A 23,669-nucleotide genomic window follows, 5' to 3' on the forward strand; every position below is an offset into this window, starting at 1 on the left:
AAAGAGATATTTATACGAGAGATATTTATGCCAGCTAATATATTAAGGATTGAGGGTGTGAGAGTAGATTCCTTTCCTGAGTTTTTACGAGCTGAAGCTCACAGTCAATGGACAAATGTATTATTTTACCCAGGAACTTTTGAAGGAGTTAATGGCAAACATTTATCTTTTAAAAACAAAAAATTTAATTTCGTTTCATTTAAGGATACAACTTTTAATAAGGTGCGCTTTATCCGTTGTACTTTTGAAAGTTGTATTTTTATGGGCGCAGTTTTCAACAACTGTCAATTCACTGACTGTATATTCACAAATACAAATACAAATACAAATAAAATTAAGTTGATTGATTGTTTATTAGATCCAAAATCATTTGATGATAATTTTGATCTCATTAATGACACTAATATTGCAATAAATTTATATCAAGAGTTATACAAGAATTCCGCCAGAGAATATCAATCAGATCATGCATTATATAGTTTATATAAAAAGAAAAATTCTGAATATCATCATTTTCGATCACAACTTGAAAGGGGGGTAATTACAGAAAAAGAATATAATAAACAAAGGATATTATACTACTTTCATGACTTTATATCAGGGTATGGTCTGAAAACTTTCAATGTAGTTAGGTTGTTAGCTATTTTAATTATCCTTTTTTCATTAATGAATTATATTTTTAATAGTTTTATATTTGATAGTAGTGTAGATTTTTCGCTAATTGATTCTTTTTATTTTACCTGTGTTACAATAACCACTTTAGGTTTTGGGGATATTACTCCGTGCACAGCAATTGGTAAACTAATAGTTTCCATACAAGCAATGTTGGGGTTTGTTGTTTTATCTTTGTTCATGGCATCAGTTGTTAATAAGGCTGTAAAGGCGGTATAAATGTTTGCTGTCGCAGAATTTGGTTCAGTATGTCGTAATACTAATGATCTTTATAGTGATAATGATATTCTTATTATCTGTAATAAGAGATATGGCAAGTATTATTACGATAAATATCATAGCAAAGGATATAGTGTTTCGACTTTCTCAGAAGAACAATTATACGCAATGAAAAGTAGTGGTTCATTGTTTCTTCAACATCTAAAAAAAGAGTCTAAAATACTAATAGATAATAATTTAGATTTTACAAATTTTTTAAAAGATTGTTCACTAACCAAACCTAGTGAAAAAGAAATTGATAACTGTAAAAATACTATTCAGAATTTAATTTCTTGGCCTAACTATCCTGTTTTTCTGGGATGGAAGTCTGATTTTTTATACGGAGCTTCAAGAGATTTTTTAATTAAATTCCTTGCAAAAAATGGAATCATAGCCTTTGGCATTGATGAAATAATTAGTGAGTTATGTTCATTGCTATGTTTAAACATTGACCAGTTCAGTTCTTTGAAGTTGCTCCGACAATTTAAAAGTGCTTACCGTACTGAAATTGATTTGCCTACAAATATAATAATAAGAAGAACTTTAGAAAGCTGGGCTGAATTACTTCAAAATATTTTTGGTTTTAATTTTTATTCCTATAGAGATGAATTTGATATTAAAGATATGGTTTTCTCGTCAAACTATGAACGATTAAGATACCTTGAAATTATATATATTTGTTTAGTTAACTCTGGGTTTAAACATGCAAAGCACACGGAGATCACTAATTTAATATTAAAGCCAAACTTATATCAATCTTTAAGATGTAAGAAAACGAAATTAATAATTAATTATCTAGAAGATCTATATCCTATATTTAAAAGATGTTCATTCGAAATCAGAAGAAATCCAATAAAATCTCTTATATTGTTGTGAAAAAGATTTTTAGATTTAAACGTATGTGTAAGAAAGATGTTTGGCGGAAGATCACAGGAGTCGAACCTGCCCAGGACCGCTGGCGGCCCCAACTGGATTTGAAGTCCAGCCACCTCACCGGAGATGACGATCTTCCGCGCCTCGATTGCTACATGGAGGCGGGGCGCATTATAGCTACTTTCAATCATTTACCCCATCATTTCCCTCACTTATTTCACCCCTTTTTTGACCTGCGTTATGCCTCCAGCGTAAACCTTAAGAAAATCCTCAGCTTACATTTTCCGCCTCCGCACTTTTACCGCGATCACAAAAAACAAGAAACGTAAAAAAGTAACCAGAAAACGCAATACCTGCCCGTGGGTGAATGGTTTACAAAAAATGTAACCGGTCTCAGCGCCCTACGCGTGAAGGAAAAACAATGAAAAGCGAAGTCTTATCCGTCAAAGAGAAAATTGGTTACGGCATGGGTGACGCCGCAAGTCACATAATTTTCGACAACGTTATGCTCTACATGATGTTTTTCTATACCGATATCTTCGGCATCCCCGCCGGGTTTGTCGGCACCATGTTCCTGCTGGCGCGTGCGCTGGATGCAGTCTCTGACCCCTGCATGGGGCTGATCGCCGACCGCACCCGCAGCCGGTGGGGTAAGTTCCGCCCGTGGATACTGTTCGGGGCAATCCCGTTTGGCCTGGTCTGCGTGCTGGCCTACACCACGCCGGACCTCAGCCTGAACGGCAAAATGATCTACGCTGCTGTCACCTACACCCTGCTGACCGTGCTCTATACCGTGGTCAACATCCCTTACTGCGCCCTGGGTGGGGTGATCACCAACGACCCGACGCAGCGTATCTCCCTCCAGTCCTGGCGCTTTGTGCTGGCGACGGCGGGCGGCATGCTCTCCACGGTGCTGATGATGCCGCTGGTGAATATGATTGGCGGCGAGGATAAAGCACTCGGCTTCCAGGGCGGTATCGCGGTGCTGTCGGTGGTAGCGTTCCTGATGCTGGCGTTCTGCTTCTTCACCACCAAAGAGCGCATCCAGGTGCCGCCGAGCACCACCTCCATGCGCGAAGATCTACGCGACATCTGGAAGAACGACCAGTGGCGCATCGTCGGGCTGCTTACCATCCTCAACATTCTGGCGGTCTGCGTGCGCGGCGGGGCGATGATGTATTACGTCACCTGGATCATGGGCTCGCCGGAGCTGTTCGTCGCCTTCCTTACCACCTACTGCGTCGGCAACCTCATTGGCTCCGCGCTGGCGAAACCGCTCACCGACTGGAAATGCAAAGTCAGCGTCTTCTGGTGGACCAATGCCCTGCTGGCGGTGGCGAGCGTGGCGATGTTCTTCGTGCCGATGCAGGCCAGCATCACTATGTTCGGCTTTATCTTCGTGATTGGCGTGCTGCACCAGCTGGTGACGCCGATCCAGTGGGTAATGATGTCCGACACCGTCGATTACGGCGAGTGGACCAACGGCAAACGCCTCACCGGTATCAGCTTTGCGGGCACGCTGTTCGTGCTCAAGCTGGGCCTGGCGCTGGGCGGGGCGTTAATCGGCTGGATGCTGGCTGGCGGCGGCTACGATGCCGCAGCAAAAACCCAGAACAGCGCCACCATCAGCATTATCATCGCCCTGTTTACCCTGGTACCCGCCGCTTGCTACCTGCTGAGCGCGGTGATCGCCAAACGCTACTACAGCCTGAAGACGCCATTCCTGGTCAAAATCATGAACGATCTGGCGCAGGGCGCGCGTCGTAACGAGCAGGAATTTAACATCCTGCCGGTCAGCAAAGAATTGCAGAACTAAGAGGACGAAAGCATGAAAATCAGTGATGGAAACTGGCTAATTCAACCGGGTCTGAACGTAACCTATCCGGTTCAGGTATTCGATGTGGAGCAGCAGGGCAATGACCTGGTGGTCTATGTGGCGCCACGCGACGTGCGCGAGCGCACCTGGCAACTGGATACCCTGATGTTCACCGTGCGCCTGTTTGCGCCGCAGGAGGGGATTGTCGGGGTGCGTATCGAGCACTTCCAGGGGGCGCTGAATAACGGCCCACATTATCCGCTCAACGTGCTGAAAGACGTTAACGTGCAGATTGAAAACAACGCAGAGTTTGCCGAGCTGAAAAGCGGCAACATCAGCGTGCGCGTTACCAAAGGCGAGTTCTGGTCGCTGGATTTCTTCCGCGACGGGCAACGCATCACCGGCAGCCAGTTGAAAAACAACGGCTACGTGCAGGACGGCAATACCGATCGCAACTACATGTTTGAGCGTCTGGATCTGGGCGTGGGTGAAACCGTCTACGGCCTGGGCGAGCGCTTTACCGCCCTGGTGCGCAATGGCCAGACGGTGGAAACCTGGAACCGCGACGGCGGTACCAGCACCGAACAGTCGTACAAAAATATCCCGTTCTACCTCACCAACCGCGGCTATGGCGTGCTGGTGAATCACCCGGAAAATGTCTCCTTTGAAATCGGCTCCGAGAAGGTGTCGAAGGTGCAGTTTAGCGTCGAGGGTGAATATCTGGAGTACTTCGTCATCGACGGTCCGACACCAAAAGAGGTGCTCAACCGCTATACGCAGTTCACCGGCCGCCCGGCGCTGCCGCCTGCGTGGTCGTTCGGGCTGTGGCTCACCACTTCATTCACCACCAACTACGACGAAGCGACGGTAAACAGCTTTATCGACGGCATGGCGGAGCGCGACCTGCCCCTGCACGTTTTCCACTTCGACTGTTTCTGGATGAAGGCCTTCCAGTGGTGCGACTTCGAGTGGGACCCGCTCACCTTCCCGGACCCGGAAGGGATGATCCGCCGCCTGAAGGAGAAAGGGCTCAAGGTCTGCGTGTGGATCAACCCCTACATCGGGCAGAAATCACCCGTATTTAAAGAACTGAAAGAGAAGGGCTATCTGCTGAAACGTCCAGATGGCTCCCTGTGGCAGTGGGATAAATGGCAGCCGGGGCTGGCGATCTACGATTTCACCAATCCAGAGGCTTGTGCCTGGTACGCCGACAAGCTGAAAGGCCTGGTGGATATTGGCGTCGACTGCTTTAAAACCGACTTTGGCGAGCGCATCCCGACCGACGTGAAATGGTTCGACGGTTCCGATCCGCAAAAAATGCACAACCATTATGCCTACATCTACAACGAACTGGTGTGGAACGTGCTGAAAGAGACGGTGGGCGAGGAAGAGGCGGTGCTGTTCGCTCGCTCGGCCTCCGTGGGGGCGCAACAGTTCCCGGTTCACTGGGGCGGCGACTGCTACGCCAACTACGAATCGATGGCCGAAAGCCTGCGCGGCGGGCTGTCGATTGGGCTCTCCGGATTTGGTTTCTGGAGCCATGATATCGGCGGGTTCGAAAACACCGCCCCGGCGCATGTTTATAAGCGCTGGTGCGCGTTCGGGCTGCTCTCCAGCCACAGCCGCCTGCATGGCAGCAAATCCTACCGGGTGCCGTGGGCGTATGATGACGAGTCCTGCGACGTGGTGCGCCACTTTACCCAGCTGAAATGCCGGATGATGCCATACCTCTATCGCCAGGCGGCGCTGGCCCGCGAGTTCGGTACGCCAATGCTGCGCGCGATGATGCTCGAGTTCCCGGACGATCCGGCCTGCGACTACCTCGACCGCCAGTATATGCTGGGCGATGCGGTGATGGTTGCGCCGGTATTCAGCGAGGCGGGCGACGTGCAGTTTTACCTGCCGGAAGGGCGCTGGACGCATCTGTGGCATAACGACGAATTGCAGGGCAGCCGCTGGCACAAACAGCAGCACGATTTCCAGAGCCTGCCGGTCTACGTGCGCGACAACACTCTGCTGGCGCTGGGTAACAACGACCAGAAACCGGACTATGCCTGGAACGAAGGCACCGCCTTCCAGCTGTTTAACCTGGCCGATGGCGCCACGGCGGTAAGCGAAGTCCCTGAGGCGAACGGTGCCGTGGCCTTTACCCTGACCGCGACGCGCAGCGGCGATACCATAACGTTAAAAGGAAGCGGCGAGGCGCGGAACTGGACGGTCTGCCTGCGCAATGTGCAGCGGATTAGCAGCGTGAAAGGCGCATCCAACATCGGCAGCGAGTGGGGCGTGGTGGTGAAAGCCGAAGGGAATGAGGTGGTGGTTCACCTCTGAATCATCTGGAAAAGCCCGGCGGCGCTGCGCCACCGGGCCCACATTATGGTGCGGGTGGTGGTGCCACCGTATTCACCGCTCCACCCGTCATCGTCTGGGTCACCTGCTGCTTATCCATATTTACCGCATTCAGCCTGCCGTTAACCGTCGGTTTTAACGGGGAATCTTTCTGCACGTTGCCGCTGGCGGTGAGCTGAAGGTTGCCGTCGCCGGACACTGGCAGCGCTGGCCAGCCCCACTGCTGGATGATGTTCAACGGCACGCCGCGCCCGGTCAGATTAACGGTAGTCTGGCGCACCGGGGTCTGCGACACGCTGGCTTTCGCTTCCAGGATACCTTTCTCGGTAAAGGCGCTCAGTTCATTGATGTCAATCGTCGAGGCGTTGGCGGTAAGCGTCAGCGACGGACGGCGCACGTCCACACGGTTAAAGGTGGCGGCCGCGCCGTTCAGGGTGGCAGTGCCTGACCAGACCCCCCACTCGCGATCTTTCGCCAGTTGCAGGTTGGTGCCATAACCGTCGAGCGCGGTGATCTGCCACGGGAAGGTGGCGTCGACATCGATCACCAGGTTCCGGCTCAGGCCAAATTTGCGCAGCGTGACGCTGTGCAGCCATTCCGGCAGGGTCGTCATCCACTGCGTTTTCCAGTTCTCCGGCAGGGTGTATTCCAGCCCGGCGACGGCGACATCATCCAGCACCAGCGCTTTACCGCTGCGCAACCAGTTGCCGGAGGTGCGCACCATTCCGCCTTCCCAGCGTGAGGTGAACTGGCGCAGGGCGATCCCCTGCCGGGAGAATTCGGCGTTCAAGATCGGGTCGAACAGATGCAGTGAACCGTAGATAAACTCGCTGGCGTTCATCGACAGCCGGCCATCCTCACTCTGCCAGTCGCCCTGGCTCAGGGTCAGGTTGCGCAAGTTTAAATCGAGATCGGTGACTGCCCAGTCCGGCCCCTGCAGGCGGGCGTCGGTCACGTCGAGGCGGCCAATCTGCAACGATGGCAGGGTAGTAATCGGGGCAAAAAAGTCGGACAGCGATTTATCGCTCTGCAGGCGGATCTCATTCAGGCGCATGTTGTCCACCTTCCAGCCGCCGTTGGCGTCGCGACGCGCGGTGCCGGTGAGCGAGCCCCGGGCCATGTCTGCGCCGATGGTGGTCAGCACCACCTCTTTACCGTTCAGTTCACCTTCAATCAGCACGTTGCTGGCCGGTACGCCGTTCAGCGTTAGCGACCCGGCGCTGATCTGAATCTGCGCTTTTTTACCCATCACGTTGCCCGCTTCAGGGTCCCAGGGGCGCACGCCGCCGGTCACCTTCTGGGCGCTCAGATCCCATTCAGTGTTCGGGCTGTTAAACGCCATGTTGTTCAGCAGCAGGCGATCGGCCTGGAAGGGAAGAGGAGCGGTCTGCGGCGAGAGGTTCAGCGTGCCGTCAAACAGGGTGATGGTATCCATGTGCAGCGGATCGGTGAGCTGACGGCTGCTCACACCAATATCCACCATCTTCGCGACCAGCGTCGCGGGTTGGCCATCGCGCCCGAAGGTGACGTTTTTCAGCACCAGGTGCGTGGGCGACGAGAAACGGTGATCCATCAGGTCGAAATTGAGTTCGTAATCGGTGTTTACCGTGATCCAGCTGCTGACCTGCGCCGCTCCCCAACGGGTTTGTACAAGGATATAGAGCGCGAGGATCGCAATAAGCAGAACGGCCAGAATACCGACGAGAAGCTTTCCAATAAATTTCATGGTCTTCCATCACGTAAAACGAACATAAAGGAGTTATGCACGATTTATACGCAATGCTCAAGGCGGGAATGGTGTAATTACGTGTCACGGCAGCAGTTGCCTGCTGCCGTGAAAGGGATTAGTTCTTTTCTGGCGGGAAGATCAGGTTCAGGACAATAGCGGTGATCCCACCGGCGGCGATGCCGGAAGAGAGCAGGTTCTTCACCCAGTCCGGGGCAAACTGCAGGATCAGCGGCTGCTGAGAGACACCCAGACCCACCGCCAGCGACAGGGCGATGATCATGATAGCGCGGCGGTTCAGCGGCTCGCGGGAGACGATACGCACGCCCGATGCCGCGATGGTGCCAAACATCACCAGCGTTGCGCCGCCGAGGACCGGCTCAGGAATGTGCTGCACAAAGCCGCTCACCGCCGGGAACAGACCCAGTAAAACCAGCATTAGCGCCACGACAAAGCCCACGTAGCGGCTGGCAACGCCGGTCAACTGGATCACGCCGTTGTTCTGGCCGAAGCAGGAGTTCGGGAAGGTGTTGAACACGGCGGAGACAAACGAGTTCAGACCGTTGGCCAGGACGCCGCCTTTCAGGCGCTTCATGTACAGCGGGCCAGAGACCGGCTGTTCAGAGACGTCAGAGGTCGCGGTAATGTCGCCGATGGTTTCCAGCGAGGTGATCATAAACACCAGCATCAGCGGCAGCAGCAGGCTCCAGTCGATGCCCAGGCCGTAGTAGAGCGGCGTCGGCACCATGATCAGCGGGCTGTCGGTCGGCGCGGCAGACTGCGGCAGCATGCCCATCGCCCAGGCGGCCAGGTAGCCTGCCGCCATGGCGATCACCAGCGAGGCGACGCGCAGGTACGGGTTACGCTGACGGTTAAGCAGAATAATGATTGCCAGCACAATGCCCGCCAGCAGCAGGTTTTTCGGGGCGCCGAAGGTGTGGTCGTTCATCGCCGCGTAGCCGCCGCCGATGGAGGTCAGACCCACCTGAATCAGCGACAGGCCGATAATCATCACCACTACGCCGGAGACCAGCGGAGTAATAATGCGGCGCGCCAGGTGCAGAACGCGGGAGATCACCATCTCGGTGCAGCTTGCCAGCATCAGGGTGCCGAACAGCGCCGCCATCATTGTTGGTACATCCGCGCCGCCGGTTTTCAGCGCCGTACCGCCCATGATCAGCGGGGCAACAAAGTTAAAGCTGGTGCCCTGAATCGACAGCAGACCGGAGCCCACCGGCCCCCAGGCTTTAATCTGAATAATGGAGGCCACGCCCGAAGCAAACAGTGACATGCTGATAATGTGCTGGGTGTCCTGCGCCGGTAAACCGAGGGCCTGACAGATCAGCAGGGCTGGGGTAATAACGGCCACAAACATCGCCAGCAGATGCTGACAGGCGGCAAACAAGGTCTGCGCCAGCGGCGGACGGTCTTCAAGACGGTAAATCAGTTCACTGTTTTGCGGCTGCGCAATCGGTTGCGCATCCTGCTGTTCAATGGCGTTAACGGACATCTGCTGCGAACCCCTGGAGGAAAAGCGGGCATTTTAGCCGAGTGGATGAGAAAAGCAAACGATTGCCAACAAAAAACGTTGATAAATTCACCCGTCCAGGACGGCTTTTTCTGTCCTGATGCGGCAAAGTTCATTACACTCCTGCTCCCGATTGCGCTAATAACACGCAAACGTTACAGGAAAACGCGCATGTTGATGGAGCACGTGCCTTAAAAGGAGCCCACTATGATTCATCTCGATACGTTGTCGACCCTCGTTGCGGCAACTCTCGTTTTACTGCTTGGCCGTAAACTGGTTCACAGCGTTCCCTTCCTCAGAAAATACACCATCCCGGAGCCCGTTGCGGGCGGATTGCTGGCTGCCATCGCGCTGCTGGTGCTGAAAAAAAGCATGGGCTGGGAAATCAACTTTGATATGACCTTAAAAGACCCGCTGATGCTGGCCTTTTTCGCCACTATCGGCCTGAACGCCAACCTCTCCAGCCTGCGGGCGGGTGGCAAAGTGCTGGGCGTGTTCTTGATTGTGGTGGTCGGTCTGCTGGTGATGCAGAACGCCATCGGCATCGGCATGGCGTCGCTGCTGGGGCTGGACCCACTGATGGGCCTGCTGGCCGGTTCGATTACCCTGTCGGGTGGACACGGTACCGGCGCGGCGTGGAGCAAGCTGTTTGTTGAACGCTATGGCTTTCAGAATGCCACCGAAGTGGCAATGGCCTGCGCCACCTTCGGGCTGGTGTTGGGTGGCCTGATCGGCGGGCCGGTCGCGCGCTATCTGGTGAAGCGCTCCACCAACCCCAACGGCTGCCCGGACGATGAGTTGACGCCGTCGGCATTTGAGAAGCCGGACGTCGGACGTATGATCACCTCCCTGGTGATGATTGAAACCATCGCCCTGATCGCCATCTGCCTGACGGTGGGTAAAGTGATTGCGCAATTGCTGGCAGGCACCGCGCTGGAGCTGCCGGTCTTTGTCTGCGTGTTGTTTGTGGGGGTGATCCTCAGCAATGGCCTGGCCCTGATGGGCTTTTATCGCGTCTTTGAGCGGGCTGTGTCGGTGTTGGGCAACGTCTGCCTGTCGCTGTTCCTGGCGATGGCGCTGATGAGCCTCAAGCTGTGGGAGCTGGCCTCGCTGGCGCTGCCAATGCTGGCGATCCTCATCGTACAGGCCCTGTTTATGGCACTGTACGCCATGTTCGTTACCTGGCGGATGATGGGTAAAAACTACGATGCGGCGGTGCTGGCGGCCGGCCATTGCGGCTTTGGTCTGGGGGCAACGCCGACGGCGATCGCCAACATGCAGGCCATTACCGAGCGCTTCGGTCCGTCGCATATGGCGTTTCTGGTGGTGCCGATGGTGGGGGCATTCTTTATTGATATCGTCAACGCGATCGTGATTAAGCTCTATCTGATGCTGCCCATCTTCGGCTGATCAGGCGTTAGAGTAACGTCCGGTCTCTGGCATCCAGCGGTCGATTAACGCTGCCGCCTGTTCGGGGTAGCGTTCATGAATATGGCGTGCCAGACGCTGAACTTCGGGGATCATGCCCTGATCGCGCAGTAAATCTGCCACTTTAAACTCGGCGTTACCGGTCTGACGGGTGCCGAGCAACTCTCCCGGCCCACGGATCTCCAGATCCTGTTGCGCAATCACAAAGCCGTCATTGCTGTCGCGTAACACCTGCAAACGTTTTTGCGCCGTTTTCGACAGCGGGGCTTTATAAAGCAATACGCAGTGCGAGGCCACGGCACCACGTCCGACGCGGCCACGCAGCTGGTGCAGCTGCGCCAGACCCAGACGTTCCGGGTTTTCGATGATCATCAGGCTGGCGTTAGGCACATCCACCCCCACTTCAATCACCGTGGTGGCAATCAGCAGATGCACTTCGCCCTGCTTGAAGGCCTGCATGACCGCCTGTTTTTCCGCAGGCTTCATGCGGCCATGCACCAGCCCAACGTTCAGCTCCGGCAGGGCCAGCTTTAACTCTTCCCAGGTGGCTTCTGCCGCCTGCGCTTCCAGTAGATCCGACTCTTCAATCAGGGTACAGACCCAGTAGGCCTGACGCCCTTCCTGCAGGCAGGCGTTGCGCACGCGATCAATGATGTCGCTGCGGCGTGTATCCGGGATGGCAACGGTGGTCACCGGTGTACGGCCCGGGGGCAGCTCGTCGATAACGGAGGTGTCGAGATCGGCATAGGCGGTCATCGCCAGGGTGCGGGGGATGGGTGTGGCGGTCATGATCAGCTGGTGCGGATGATAACCCTGCTGGAGACCTTTCTCCCACAGCGCCAGACGCTGATGCACGCCAAAACGGTGCTGCTCATCAATAATCACCAGCGCCAGACCGTGGAACTGCACCTGCTCCTGGAAGATGGCATGGGTGCCGACAATCATCTGCACCTGACCGCTGGCAATCGCCTCCTGCTGCGCCTGTCGCGCTTTGCCTTTTTGTTTACCGGCAAGCCAGCCCACCTCCACGCCCAGCGGCGCAAACCAGGCGCGGAAATTGTTGGCGTGCTGCTCGGCCAGCAGTTCGGTAGGCGCCATCAGGGCGACCTGCCTGCCGTGGGCAATGGCGCGTAACGCGGCCAGAGCGGCCACCAGCGTTTTACCGGAGCCGACATCGCCCTGCACCAGGCGCATCATCGGCACGTCCAGCGCCATATCATGCTCGATCTCGGCGGTAACGCGGGCCTGCGCCCCGGTAGGTTTAAACGGCAGCGAGGCCAGAAGCCTCTCTTTTAATTCATTACGGGCCGGGAGCGGCAGAGCGTGAAAACGCTGTGCCCCGGCGCGCAGCGCCAGCATGCTCAGGTTATGCGCCAGTAACTCTTCGAGAATAAGACGGCGCTGCGCCGGGTGTTGTCCGCTCTCTAAATCGCTCAACAGCAGTGAGGGCGGCGGGCGATGCAGGGTGCGCAACGCATCCGGCAGGCTCATCATCCCCTGCGCCAGCTCCGGCGGCAGCAGTTCGGCAATGGCGCAGGTGTCCAGCAGCTCCAGCGCCTGATCGGTCAGCTTGCGCAGCGTCGCCTGCTTAACGCCTTCGGTCGTCGGGTAGACCGGCGTCAGCGTCTCCTGCATCTCCGGCGTGCTGAGATCGCCCTGCACGCGGTACTCCGGGTGGATCATCTCTGCGCCATATTTCCCGCGTTTGGCTTCGCCATAGGCCAGCACCCGTCGTCCGGTGGCGAGGCTGTTTTTCATTGCCGCATTGAAGTTAAAAAAGCGCATCGTCAGGATGCCGGAGCCGTCGCTGATCTGGCAGGTCATCATCCGGCGACCGCCGAAGGTGATGTTGCAGTTCAGGACTTCGCCTTCAACGGTGGCGTAAATGCCAGGCAGGAGTTCACCAATCTGGTAAAGCTGAGTGCGGTCTTCGTAACGCAGGGGGAGGTGCAGGAGGAGATCCTGCACAGTATGCAGGCCAATTTTAGCCAGTTTACTGCTCTGGGCCGCGCCAACGCCCGTCAGGGAATTGAGCGGCACAGCATCCAGCAGACGGCCTTGCATGATTTACTTCGCCGCCTGCATCGTCGCCCACCACGTCGCATCGGCTTCAATCTCGCCCTGCAGATTCACGTGGGGGTACGGTAATTTTTTCTGCTTCGCCACTCTGGCCAGCACCGGATAACCGCCTTCAAACAGCAGGCGCTGCTGCTCGTCGTCCGGCAGCATGCTGTTCTCGCGTTTGTACATCCCGGCATTTTGCCGCTGACGCTGCGCTTCATACAGAATGAGGGCGGAAGCTACGGAGACGTTCAGCGACTGCACCATGCCGATCATCGGAATGATAATGTCCTGATCCGCCAGATCTAAGGCTTCCTGGGTGATCCCCGTCTTCTCCTGACCCATCAGAATGCAGGTCGGGCGGGTGTAATCAATTTCACGGAAATCGACGGCTTTGTCGGAAAGGTGGGTCGCCAGAATCTGCATGCCGCGCCCTTTCAGATGCGAAATGGCTTCGCCAATAGTGTTGTGGGCTTTGACCTGTACCCAGCTGTTGCTGCCTGCGGCAGCCGAGGCCATAGGACGCATCCGCGTCCCCTTCCAGACGGCGTGCACTTCATGCACGCCGACGGCATCAGCGGTACGGACGATAGCAGCAACGTTATGAGGTTTATGCACCTGCTCCATGCACACCGTCAGATCGGGCTGACGCCTGGCGAGCATTTCGCAAATCCGGGCATAACGCGTTGAGTTCATAAAACTAGTTTCGGTTACGGGTGACTTTAATGACGTCAGCCATCACGCGGATTTTACGCATGATATTCGCCAGATGCACACGGTCCCGCGCGGTCAGACGAATAAAGGCGCTGTAGACACGGCCATCCTTCTCTTCGGTATTCAGGCTATGAATATTCGAAGAGGCGGTGTTGATCGCCGCGGTCAGGTTCGCCAGCGCGCCCTGGTGGTTGAACATATCTACCTTGATCTCGGTGATAAATTCCTGCTCGGTCTCTTTATCCCACTCGACCGCCATAAACTTCTCTGGCTCTTTCTGATAGCCGCGGATGTTACGACAGGATTCGTGATGGATAACCAGGCCTTTACCGGGGCTGACGTGGGCAATAATCGGATCGCCAGGAATAGGGCGGCAGCACTTGGCAAAGGTGATCAGTACGCCGTCGGCGCCCTTGATCGGCAGATGCCCGTGGCTGGTTGATGACGGCTGCGGCACAGAGGTTTCGCCCTGCTGCAGGTTCTTCGCTACCACCACGCTCATCGCGTTGCCCAGACCGATCTCTGCCAGCAGGTCATCAAGCGAGGCGAGCTTCATACGCTCCAGCTCGTGCTGGATGCTCTCTTTCGGGATCTCAGCCAGCTTGCGGCTACCCCCCAACGCATGGTTGAGCAGACGACGACCAAGGCTGACGGAGTCATCGCGTTTGAGATTCTTCAGCAACTGGCGGATCTTGGCGCGTGCTTTCGAGCTCACGACAAAGTTGAGCCACGCCGCATTCGGACGCGCGCCTGGGGCGGTAATGATTTCTACCGTCTGGCCACTGGTCAACGGCTGCGACAGCGGATACGGCTGCCTGTCGACACGTGCCCCCACGCAGGCATGACCGATATCGGTATGCACGGCGTAGGCGAAGTCGACCGGCGTGGCACCAGCAGGCAGCTCGACAATGCGCCCTTCTGGTGTGAAAACGTAAATCTCATCCGGGAAGAGATCGGATTTAACGCTCTCGATAAATTCAAACGAGCTACCGGCGCTCTGTTGCAGCTCCAGCAGGCTCTGCATCCAGCGCTGGGCGCGGATTTGCGCGGTAGTGCTGGTTTCGCCGTGCTCTTTGTAGGCCCAGTGCGCGGCAACACCCATCTCCGCCATCTGATCCATATCTTCGGTACGAATTTGCACCTCAACCGGCACGCCGTGCGGGCCAATCATCGAGGTGTGCAGAGACTGATATCCGTTCGCTTTTGGAATGGCGATATAGTCTTTCATTCGGCCCGGACGCGGCTTGTACAGGCTGTGCATCTGACCGAGCACGCGATAACAGGTGTCGGCGTCATGAACGATCACGCGAAAGGCGTAGATATCCATGATCGAATGAAAACGCTGCTCTTTGAGCACCATTTTGCAGTAGATGGAGTACAAATGCTTTTCGCGACCGCTGACGCGACAGGGGATCCCGGCTTCCTGCAAACGCCCTTCGATTTCCGAGAGGATCTTCTGAATCATCTCTTTACGGTTGCCACGCGCGGCTTTCACCACCTCTTTGATCACGCGGAAGCGGTTCGGATACAACGCTTCAAAACCCAGCTCTTCCAGCTCGGTTTTAATGTGATGAATACCTAAACGGTGTGCCAGCGGGCTGTAGATTTCGAGGGTTTCACGGGCAATACGGCGACGTTTGTCCGGGCGAAGCGAGCCCAGCGTGCGCATATTATGGGTACGGTCGGCGAGTTTGATCAGAATGACGCGGATATCCTGCACCATCGCCATGATCATCTTGCGAAAGTTTTCGGCCTGCGCCTCTTTCTTGTCGCGGAAATTCAGCTTATCAAGCTTAGAGACCCCTTCCACCAGTTCGGCAACGCTTTTGCCAAACAGTTGTTCCATATCCTGGTAGGTGGCAGGGGTATCTTCGATCACGTCATGCAGCAGGGCGGCCATCAGCGTTTCATAGTCGAGTTTCATCTCGGCCAGAATACAGGCCACCGCTACCGGGTGCGTGATATAGGGTTCACCGCTTGAACGTGTCTGACCCTCGTGAGCGTCACGTGCAACGAGATACGCCTGCTGGAGACGTTTAATCTGATCTACCGGCAGGTAGGTTTGAATCAGTTGATTCAGGCTTTCAAACAGATACAAGGGCGACCCGCAGGTTTAATTAACGACGACCTTCAGCAATGGCGGTAACGGCCTGCAGTTCTGCGGCTTCCTGCTCTTGCTGCTCCTGGCGCTCACGAACATCGAGGATCTGGCTGTTGATCAGGCCTTCTTCGATTTCGCGCAGTGCGATAACGGTAGTTTTATCGTTTTCTTCCGGTACCAGTGGATCTTTACCGCCTGACTGCATCTGACGAGCGCGACGCGCGGCGACCAGCACCAGGTCAAAACGGTTACCAATTTTCTCTACAGCGTCCTGAACAGTTACGCGTGCCATACTTAAAATGCTCCACAGATGAAGAAATGACTGGGCATGATACTGAATGTGGGTTCAGTCTGCCAACAGTTTGGTGATTAATGCGTCATGTCGCTGCTTCTGGCGGCTCATACGCAGACGTTCGGCGCGAAGGATAGTTTTGAGATCGCTCAGGGCGGCGTCAAAATCATCATTCACAATCAGGTAATCATATTCGGCGTAATGGCTCATTTCCGCAACTGCCTGGGCCATACGTTTTGCGATAACCTCTTCGCTATCCTGGCCGCGGCCACGGAGACGGCGATCCAGCTCATCTTTCGACGGCGGCAAAATAAAAATGCTGCGTGAATCGGGCATTTTCTGGCGAATCTGCTGCGCGCCCTGCCAGTCGATATCCAGGAATACGTTTACGCCGGTCGACAGCACTTGCTCGATGGTTTCACGCGAGGTGCCGTAATAGTTACCGAAGACCTCAGCGTGTTCAAGAAACGCATCTCTGCCAATCATCGTTCTGAATTCGTCGTGATCGACAAAGAAATAGTGTTCACCGTGTACTTCACCCGGACGCGGCGCGCGCGTGGTGTGAGAAACAGAAACCTGCGTATCGTACAACGGTTGGGTTTTTAACAGCGCCTGAATCAGGCTGGATTTACCCGCGCCACTTGGGGCAGAAACAATATAAAGCGTGCCTTGAGCCATGAGAGTCTTTTGTATGTGTTAGCGAAGAAAGTCCTACATACGGGCTTATTATACACGTCGCCGCTTCGTGACGTAGCCTTTGTCACACTTTTTCCGCATTCCGGTTGATTTTTGCGTGCCTTTTTCCGGTTTTAACTTCTTTCTGCTGCAACAAAAACAACGTGCTGAAGCACGCTCGTAAAATGCCTTTTTGCTGCTGGTCTGCGGTATCCGGGCAGGGTATACCCTTCGCAAAACAGGGAGGGATAATAATGGTGAGATGGATAAGCATACTGATGTTCTTCTTAAGCAGCGGGGCGATAGCAATCTGCCCTGTCTGGTCACCGTCGAAGGCCGGGCAGGAGATCGCGGCCTTGAAGGCGCAGCTGACCCGCTGGAATGATGCTTACTGGAAGCAGGGCAGCAGCGAGGTGAGCGACGATGTTTACGACAGGCTTAACGCCCGATTAAAACAGTGGCAGCGCTGTTTTCACGATGAGCTGCTGCACAACGATCTCCCTGCCACCAGCGGGACGGTGAAGCACCCCTTCGCCCATACCGGCGTGCATAAGGCAGAAAGCCAGCAGGCGCTTAGCCGCTGGATGGCGGCGCAGCAGGATCTCTGGGTGCAGCCAAAGGTGGATGGCGTAGCGGTCACCTTGGTCTACAAATACGGCAAGCTGGCGCAGGCGATCAGCCGGGGCGACGGACTACAGGGAGAAGATTGGACGGCACAGGCGCGAATGATCCCCGCTATCCCGCAAACGCTGGGCGGGCCGCTTGCCAACAGCGTGTTGCAGGGTGAACTTTTTCTGCTGCGCGAGGGGCATATCCAACAGCAGATGGGTGGTATGAATGCGCGTGCGAAGGTGGCGGGAGCGATGATGCGCGCGACCGATCCCGCAGCGCTGAAGCAGACAGGTATTTTTATCTGGGCCTGGCCGAACGGCCCAAAAATGATGAAAGCACGCCTTTCCGCGCTGGCGGAGGCAGGTTTTACCCTGACTGCGCGCTATACCCTGCCGGTTAAAAACGCGGCTGACGTGGAGGCGCAGCGGGCGGTCTGGTTTAAGGCTTCGTTACCCTTCGCCACGGATGGCATCGTGGTTCGCGCCTCGGCAGAGCCGCCGGGTGAGCAGTGGCTGCCGGGAGAAGGGAACTGGGTCATCGCGTGGAAATATCCTCCTGTGGCCCAGGTGACGGAAGTCAAAGCCATTCACTTTACCGTTGGCCGTACCGGGCGGATCAGCGCGATTGCGCAGCTTGAGCCGCTTATGCTCGATGATAAACGTGTACAGCGCGTTAGCCTGGGGTCGGTCAACCGCTGGCAGATGCTGGATATTGCCCCCGGAGATCAGGTGCTGATAAGTCTGGCGGGACAAGGTATTCCCCGGCTGGATAAGGTGGTGTGGCGCAATGTGGATCGCCGTAAACCGCAGCCGCCCTCATCGCGCTACAACAGCTTAACCTGTTTCTACGCCTCCCCGGAATGCATGGAGCAATTTTTTGCCCGGCTGATGTGGCTAAGCTCCAGCCAGGCATTAGATATCAAAGGAATGGGCGAGTCGGGATGGCGTACCCTCTATCAGACGCATCGGTTTGAGCATCTCTTCTCCTGGCTACAGCTCACACAAGCTCAGCTCACTGCGACGCCGGGGATATCGGCAACGCATGGCGCTGCGCTATGGCATCAGTTTAACCTGGCGCGGGAGCGCCCTTTTATCCGCTGGATCGCTGCGATGGGAATACCGTTGGCCCGGTCGACGCTGAAGGCGGCAGGGGATCGCTCCTGGCAGGCGCTAATTCAGCGAAACGAAGCGGAGTGGCGGTTGCTGCCTGGTATCGGGCAGGAGAAGGCCCGCCAGATCGTAAACTGGCTGCATCAGCCCCAGATTGAAGCGCTGGCGAGGTGGCTGGCCGCACAGCACATCGGTGGGTTTTAATCTGCGTGCGCTCCTGAACAGACTAGCAAGGGTGCACTATTCCGCAGCTGTTAAAACGCGTATTTATGATAAGGGGTTTAATATACATAATAGCTATGAATATGAGGTAATGCTGCCAACTTACTGATTTAGTGTATGATGGTGATTTTAAGGTGCTTGCGTGGCTTCCATTTCCATCAGATGTCCTTCCTGCTCCGCTACTGAAGGCGTGGTGCGTAATGGCAAGGCTGGGACGGAAGTCACTGTCGTTCTCAAAATCGGTGGAGCTGCATGACAAGGTCATCGGGCATTATCTGAACATAAAACACTATCAGTAAGTTGGAGTCATTACCGTTAATTGACAATGGTCCCTTAGCGGGACCATTAATAGTGAAAAACGCGCGCTAATGTTTATTCAATATTCTGAATCTGTTCGCGCATCTGCTCAATAAGCACCTTCAGTTCAATCGCAGAGTTAGTGACTTCGGCGTTGATAGACTTGGATGCCAGCGTGTTCGACTCGCGGTTGAATTCCTGCATCATAAAGTCGAGACGACGGCCCACGGCCTCTTTTTTCTTCAGGATGTTGTAGGTCTCTTTAACGTGCGCTTCCAGACGATCCAGTTCTTCCGCCACGTCAATACGCTGGGCCATTAGCACCAGTTCCTGTTCGAGACGGTTGTTTTCCAGCTGGACTTCGGCATCTTCCAGTTTGGCGACCAGACGCTCACGCTGCCACTGCAGGATCTCTGGCATATGGGTGCGGACTTTCGACACTTCGCCGCTTACGCCTTCCAGGCGTTGCTCGATCAGCGCTTTCAACGCCTGACCTTCGGTTTCACGGGCTAAAATGAAGTCGTCCAGCGTGCTGTCCAGCGCGGTAAGGATCTCAGCGGTAATGGCGTCCAGATCCTGTTCGCCTGCCGCCATCACGCCAGGCCAGCGCAGAATATCCACCGGGTTAATTTCGCCTTCGTCGCTCTGCATTTTGACCCAGTTAGCGGCGTTCACTAGCTGTTTAGCCAGTTTCTCGTTCAGAATCAGCTCACCTTGCGCGCTCGCATCGGGCTCAAAACGCAGGTTGCATTCAATCTTTCCGCGGGTCAGGCGAGCGCGGATACGCTCGCGCACGACAGGCTCAAGGCTGCGGAACTGTTCTGGCATACGGAAATAGGTTTCAAGATAGCGTTGGTTTACCGAGCGCATTTCCCAGGTAGCGCTGCCCCAGCTACCCTTGATTTCACGGCGGGCGTAGGCGGTCATACTGCGGATCATAGACTTTTCCGTTTTCAGAGGAGAGATGGGGGGATTATAGCTTTCGGGGCTTTCTCAGGATAGGAATAAGCGCGTTTAATCCGTATAATGCGCAGCCACATTCGTTTCAAGCCGGAGATATCATCATGCGTCCATCAGGTCGTAGCGCCAACCAGGTGCGCCCCGTCACCCTGACCCGTAACTATACAAAACACGCTGAAGGTTCCGTGCTTGTTGAATTTGGTGACACCAAAGTCCTGTGCACCGCCTCCATTGAAGAGGGCGTACCGCGCTTTCTGAAAGGCCAGGGACAGGGCTGGATCACTGCCGAATATGGCATGCTGCCACGCTCCACCCACACCCGTAACGCCCGCGAAGCGGCGAAGGGCAAGCAGGGCGGTCGCACCATGGAGATCCAGCGTCTGATCGCCCGTGCGCTGCGCGCCGCGGTTGATCTGAAAACCCTGGGCGAGTTCACCATCACCCTGGACTGCGACGTGATCCAGGCGGACGGCGGCACCCGTACTGCCTCTATTACCGGAGCCTGTGTGGCGCTGGCCGATGCCCTGAACAAACTGGTTGCGGCCGGTAAACTGAAAGCGAACCCGCTGAAAGGCATGGTGGCGGCGGTATCAGTAGGTATCGTCAATGGCGAAGCGCTGTGCGATCTGGAGTACGTTGAAGACTCCGCGGCAGAGACCGACATGAACGTGGTGATGACCGAAGACGGTCGCATCATCGAGGTGCAGGGCACGGCAGAAGGCGAGCCGTTTACCCACGAAGAGTTGCTCTCTCTGCTGGCGTTGGCCCGAGAGGGGATCGAATCTATCGTAACGACGCAGAAGGCGGCGTTAGAAAATTGATTTTAAAGGCGACTGATGAGTCGCCTTTTTTTTGCCTGTAAGACAGAAAAGAGAAAGGAGCGAATCCATGAAACCGTATCAGCGCCAGTTTATTGAGTTTGCGCTTAGCAAGCAGGTACTTAAGTTTGGCGAATTTACGCTGAAATCCGGGCGCAAGAGCCCCTATTTCTTTAACGCCGGGCTGTTTAATACCGGGCGCGATCTGGCACTGTTAGGCCGCTTCTATGCTGAAGCGCTGGTGGATTCCGGGATCGAATTCGACCTGCTGTTTGGCCCGGCGTACAAAGGTATTCCGATTGCCACCACCACCGCCGTGGCGCTGGCGGAGCATCACGATCGCGACGTGCCGTACTGCTTTAACCGCAAAGAGGCCAAAACCCATGGCGAAGGCGGTAACCTGGTCGGTAGCGCGTTGCAGGGCCGGGTGATGCTGGTGGACGATGTGATCACCGCAGGCACCGCCATCCGTGAATCGATGGAGATTATCCAGGCGAATAATGCCACGCTTGCGGGCGTGCTGATCTCGCTGGACCGCCAGGAGCGTGGACGTGGCGATATCTCGGCCATTCAGGAAGTGGAGCGTGACTACAACTGCAAAGTGACCTCAATCATCACCCTGAAAGATCTGATTGCCTATCTGGAAGAGAAGCCGGAGATGGCAGAGAGCCTGGCGGCGGTGCGCGCCTATCGCGAAGCGTACGGCGTTTAATGTAAAAGCCCGGTGGCGCTTTGCTTACCGGGCCTACGTAAACCGTAGGCCGGATAAGGCGGCAACAGGGTTACTGCAACTGCGCGGCCACGAGCGGCCAGCGGGCATCAAAATCGTCCGTCGGACGATATTTGAATTCACTGCGCACAAAGCGGGAGAGCATCCCTTCACAGAAAGCCAGAACTTGCCCGGCAAGCAGCGATTCATCCATGGTGAAGCCTTCGCCTTCACGCATTTTCTTTTCGCGTAATACCTGGCGCAGCTGCGCCTCAATACGTTCGAAAAGCTGGTTAATACGCCCCTGCAATCTGTCCTGTTCAAACATCAGCGCGTGGCCGGTCAGGATACGGGTTAACCCCGGATTGCGCTCGCCGAAACCGAGGATCAGCAGGACAATCAGACGCAGCCGTGCGGTGGTGTCTTTTTCATCCTTCAGAATCAGGTTGATACGCGTGATCAGGCTATCTTCGATAAACTCGATCAGGCTGTCGAACATCCGCGTTTTGCTGGGAAAATGACGGTACAGCGCCGCTTCCGACACGCCCACAGAGGCGGCCAGTTTTGCGGTGGTGATGCGTTGACTGCCATCGCTGGATTCAAGCATCAGAGCCAGAGATTGAAGTATTTCTTCGCGACGATTCCTTTTCGCTGTTTGTTTTTCTGCCATGTTACAAAATACCCCTGAAAATAATCACTTGTCAGGCTGACGTCCACACAACGACCGCAAACGGATGTTTGCGGTTTGTTATTACGTTATGCGTTGTGGGATGCGTATAGCCGGGTTTATTTACGCCCGGAATGGCCGAAGCCGCCTTCGCCGCGATCGGTCGCGTCGAAATCTTCTACCAGATTAAATTCAGCCTGTACCACCGGGACGAACACCATCTGGGCGACACGCTCGCCGGGTTGAATGGTGAAGCTCTCCTGGCCACGGTTCCAGACAGAAACCATCAGTTGACCCTGATAGTCAGAATCGATAAGACCCACCAGATTGCCCAGCACAATACCATGCTTATGGCCCAGGCCGGAACGCGGCAGGATCACCGCCGCCAGAGAGGCGTCGGCAATGTGGATCGCAAGGCCGGTCGGCAGCAGCGTGGTAGCGCCGGGTGCCAGTTCTACGGCGTCGTCGAGGCAGGCACGCAGGTCAAGACCGGCAGAGCCGGAAGTGGCATAGGTCGGCAGTGGAAATTGCTGACCAACACGCGGGTCCAGAATCTTAACGTCGATTTTTTTCATCATAACGGGTAACGATCTCGTCCAGTAATTGTTGGCCCAGGAGTTCCTTGCGCTCAAGCGGTAAGACTTTATCTCCATCCTGCCAGAAAAGGTGCAATGCGTTGCTGTCGCTGTTGAATCCTTGTGAGGCCAGCGATACGTCGTTCGCGCAAATCAAATCGAGGTTTTTGCGGGTACGTTTTTGCCGGGCATATTCTTCCACATTATTCGTTTCAGCGGCAAACCCAACGACGTAAGGGCGGCGATCTTTTAATGCCGCGACCCCGGCTACGATATCGGGGTTTTTCACCATTTTTATCGTGATTTCATCGCCTTGCTTTTTGATTTTCTCATCGGCTATGGCTGCAGCACGGTAGTCCGCCACGGCAGCACAGCCGATAAAAATCTGCTGCTGCTGCGCATGGTTCTGAACCGCGGCGTCCATTTCCAGCGCGGTAGTGACGTCGATGCGCTGCACCCCAGGAGGCGTTGGCAGCGAAACCGGGCCGCTCACCAGCGTCACCTTTGCCCCGCGCGACGCGGCGGCGGCGGCAATCGCAAAGCCCATCTTGCCGGAGCTTTGGTTGGTGATATAGCGCACCGGATCCAGCGGTTCACGCGTCGGACCCGCGGTAATCATGATGTTGAGATGTTGCAGATCGTTGACAGGTGAAAAATGGCTCGCGGCCAGATCCACAATCGCCAGCGGATCCAGCATACGGCCCGGACCCACATCGCCACAGGCCTGGCTGCCGCTGTCCGGCCCCCAAATTAACAGCCCGCGAGAGGCGAGGGTCGTCAGGTTATGCTGCGTTGCCGCGTTGCGGTACATCTGCTGGTTCATGGCCGGGACCACGGCGACGGGCGCTGGCGTGGCAAGGCAGATAGTGGTAACCAGGTCGTTAGCCATGCCGGCGGCCACGCGGGCGATGAGATCGGCGGTGGCGGGGGCGAGGATGACTAAATCGGCCCATTTACCCAGCTCGATATGGCCCATTGCGGCTTCTGCCGCCGGATCGAGCAGGCTGTCTGACACCGGGTAGCCTGAAACGGCCTGCAGGCTCAGCGGCGTAATGAACGCTTTGCCCCCTTCGGTTATTGCCACCCGCACGTCCGCTCCGCGCTCGCGTAAACGGCGCACCAGTTCCGGCGTTTTATAGGCTGCAATGCCGCCGCTCACGCCAAGAACGATTTTTTTACCGGCCAGGCTCATCATGATTCTTTCCTG

General features: G+C 55.4%; 19 protein-coding genes, 1 tRNA gene and 1 pseudogene. 9 read left to right on the forward strand and 12 right to left on the reverse strand.

The features are described from left to right. Positions 1-27 precede the first annotated feature (27 nt). Both FHC51_RS05945 and FHC51_RS05950 read left to right on the forward strand, forming a co-directional pair. Positions 28-891 (forward strand): ion channel, encoded by an 864-nt coding sequence (locus tag FHC51_RS05945; protein WP_220435096.1) that lies wholly within the window; start codon positions 28-30, stop codon positions 889-891. Beyond that, positions 892-1,806: a hypothetical protein gene (locus FHC51_RS05950; protein ID WP_220435097.1), complete on the forward strand. Its 915-nt coding sequence runs from the start codon at positions 892-894 to the stop codon at positions 1,804-1,806. 41 nt (positions 1,807-1,847) lie between these two features. On the opposite strand, the gene FHC51_RS05955 is transcribed toward FHC51_RS05950, so the two are convergent. Next, a tRNA-Sec gene (locus FHC51_RS05955) sits at positions 1,848-1,942 on the reverse strand. 282 nt (positions 1,943-2,224) lie between these two features. Between FHC51_RS05955 and FHC51_RS05960 the strand changes: the two genes are divergently transcribed. Together FHC51_RS05960 and yicI are read left to right on the forward strand one after the other, a co-directional pair. Continuing rightward, entirely contained in the window at positions 2,225-3,619 is a 1,395-nt protein-coding gene (locus FHC51_RS05960) for a glycoside-pentoside-hexuronide family transporter (protein WP_220435098.1), read from the forward strand. A 12-nt stretch (positions 3,620-3,631) separates the two neighbouring features. Next, positions 3,632-5,950 (forward strand): alpha-xylosidase, encoded by a 2,319-nt coding sequence (gene yicI, locus FHC51_RS05965; protein WP_220435099.1) that lies wholly within the window; start codon positions 3,632-3,634, stop codon positions 5,948-5,950. Positions 5,951-5,993: 43 nt separating this feature from the next. Here the strand turns inward: yicI and FHC51_RS05970 are convergent, their stop codons facing one another. Both FHC51_RS05970 and FHC51_RS05975 read right to left on the reverse strand, forming a co-directional pair. Beyond that, positions 5,994-7,694, reverse strand: coding sequence for an AsmA family protein (locus FHC51_RS05970; protein WP_220435100.1), 1,701 nt, complete (start codon positions 7,692-7,694; stop codon positions 5,994-5,996). 118 nt (positions 7,695-7,812) lie between these two features. Continuing rightward, positions 7,813-9,204 (reverse strand): NCS2 family protein, encoded by a 1,392-nt coding sequence (locus FHC51_RS05975; RefSeq protein WP_103824300.1) that lies wholly within the window; start codon positions 9,202-9,204, stop codon positions 7,813-7,815. A 225-nt stretch (positions 9,205-9,429) separates the two neighbouring features. On the opposite strand from FHC51_RS05975, the gene gltS reads away from it, so the two are divergent. Next, on the forward strand, positions 9,430-10,632 hold the full coding sequence (gltS, locus tag FHC51_RS05980) for a sodium/glutamate symporter (RefSeq protein WP_114385502.1): 1,203 nt from the start codon (positions 9,430-9,432) through the stop codon (positions 10,630-10,632). Here gltS and recG read toward each other — a convergent pair whose 3' ends face one another. Genes recG through gmk form a run of 5 tightly spaced genes read right to left on the reverse strand, consistent with a single transcriptional unit; the run spans position 10,633 to position 16,496 of the window. Beyond that, on the reverse strand, positions 10,633-12,714 hold the full coding sequence (gene recG, locus FHC51_RS05985) for an ATP-dependent DNA helicase RecG (protein WP_220435101.1): 2,082 nt from the start codon (positions 12,712-12,714) through the stop codon (positions 10,633-10,635). A 3-nt stretch (positions 12,715-12,717) separates the two neighbouring features. Further along, a complete protein-coding gene (gene trmH / locus FHC51_RS05990; RefSeq protein WP_103177695.1) occupies positions 12,718-13,407 on the reverse strand; it encodes a tRNA (guanosine(18)-2'-O)-methyltransferase TrmH in 690 nt (229 codons plus the stop codon). A gap of 4 nt (positions 13,408-13,411) precedes the next feature. After that, a complete protein-coding gene (spoT, locus tag FHC51_RS05995; RefSeq protein WP_103177696.1) occupies positions 13,412-15,523 on the reverse strand; it encodes a bifunctional GTP diphosphokinase/guanosine-3',5'-bis pyrophosphate 3'-pyrophosphohydrolase in 2,112 nt (703 codons plus the stop codon). A gap of 19 nt (positions 15,524-15,542) precedes the next feature. Next, entirely contained in the window at positions 15,543-15,818 is a 276-nt protein-coding gene (gene rpoZ, locus FHC51_RS06000) for a DNA-directed RNA polymerase subunit omega (RefSeq protein WP_039030179.1), read from the reverse strand. A 54-nt stretch (positions 15,819-15,872) separates the two neighbouring features. Continuing rightward, positions 15,873-16,496, reverse strand: coding sequence for a guanylate kinase (gene gmk, locus FHC51_RS06005; protein ID WP_103177697.1), 624 nt, complete (start codon positions 16,494-16,496; stop codon positions 15,873-15,875). A 251-nt stretch (positions 16,497-16,747) separates the two neighbouring features. Here gmk and ligB point away from each other — a divergent pair, with 251 nt between their 5' ends. Both ligB and FHC51_RS06015 read left to right on the forward strand, forming a co-directional pair. Continuing rightward, positions 16,748-18,418, forward strand: a complete 1,671-nt coding sequence (ligB, locus tag FHC51_RS06010; protein ID WP_220435102.1) for an NAD-dependent DNA ligase LigB — start codon at positions 16,748-16,750, stop codon at positions 18,416-18,418. Between the two features lie 218 nt (positions 18,419-18,636). Then, positions 18,637-18,735, forward strand: a pseudogene (locus tag FHC51_RS06015) (IS1 family transposase); the annotation flags it as partial. 73 nt (positions 18,736-18,808) lie between these two features. Here the strand turns inward: FHC51_RS06015 and FHC51_RS06020 are convergent. Continuing rightward, positions 18,809-19,672: a YicC/YloC family endoribonuclease gene (locus FHC51_RS06020; RefSeq protein WP_220435103.1), complete on the reverse strand. Its 864-nt coding sequence runs from the start codon at positions 19,670-19,672 to the stop codon at positions 18,809-18,811. A gap of 125 nt (positions 19,673-19,797) precedes the next feature. On the opposite strand from FHC51_RS06020, the gene rph reads away from it, so the two are divergent. Together rph and pyrE are read left to right on the forward strand one after the other, a co-directional pair. Continuing rightward, positions 19,798-20,514 carry a ribonuclease PH gene (gene rph, locus FHC51_RS06025; protein WP_103177714.1) on the forward strand — a complete coding sequence of 239 codons (717 nt, stop codon included), beginning with the start codon at positions 19,798-19,800 and terminating at the stop codon, positions 20,512-20,514. A gap of 67 nt (positions 20,515-20,581) precedes the next feature. Beyond that, entirely contained in the window at positions 20,582-21,223 is a 642-nt protein-coding gene (gene pyrE / locus FHC51_RS06030) for an orotate phosphoribosyltransferase (protein ID WP_103824306.1), read from the forward strand. Between the two features lie 70 nt (positions 21,224-21,293). On the opposite strand, the gene slmA is transcribed toward pyrE, so the two are convergent. The 3 genes from slmA to coaBC all read right to left on the reverse strand — a co-directional run bounded on the left by slmA (position 21,294) and on the right by coaBC (position 23,654). Continuing rightward, on the reverse strand, positions 21,294-21,890 hold the full coding sequence (gene slmA, locus FHC51_RS06035) for a nucleoid occlusion factor SlmA (protein WP_103824307.1): 597 nt from the start codon (positions 21,888-21,890) through the stop codon (positions 21,294-21,296). A 116-nt stretch (positions 21,891-22,006) separates the two neighbouring features. After that, positions 22,007-22,465: a dUTP diphosphatase gene (gene dut, locus FHC51_RS06040; RefSeq protein ID WP_168191994.1), complete on the reverse strand. Its 459-nt coding sequence runs from the start codon at positions 22,463-22,465 to the stop codon at positions 22,007-22,009. Beyond that, complete coding sequence (gene coaBC / locus FHC51_RS06045; RefSeq protein WP_220436656.1) at positions 22,443-23,654, reverse strand: bifunctional phosphopantothenoylcysteine decarboxylase/phosphopantothenate--cysteine ligase CoaBC; 1,212 nt, start codon at positions 23,652-23,654, stop codon at positions 22,443-22,445. Before coaBC ends, dut begins: the two co-directional genes overlap by 23 nt. Between the last annotated feature and the right edge of the window lie 15 nt (positions 23,655-23,669).

It is taken from the genome of Leclercia sp. EC_58 (genome assembly GCF_019584355.1).
Classification (GTDB): domain Bacteria; phylum Pseudomonadota; class Gammaproteobacteria; order Enterobacterales; family Enterobacteriaceae; genus Enterobacter.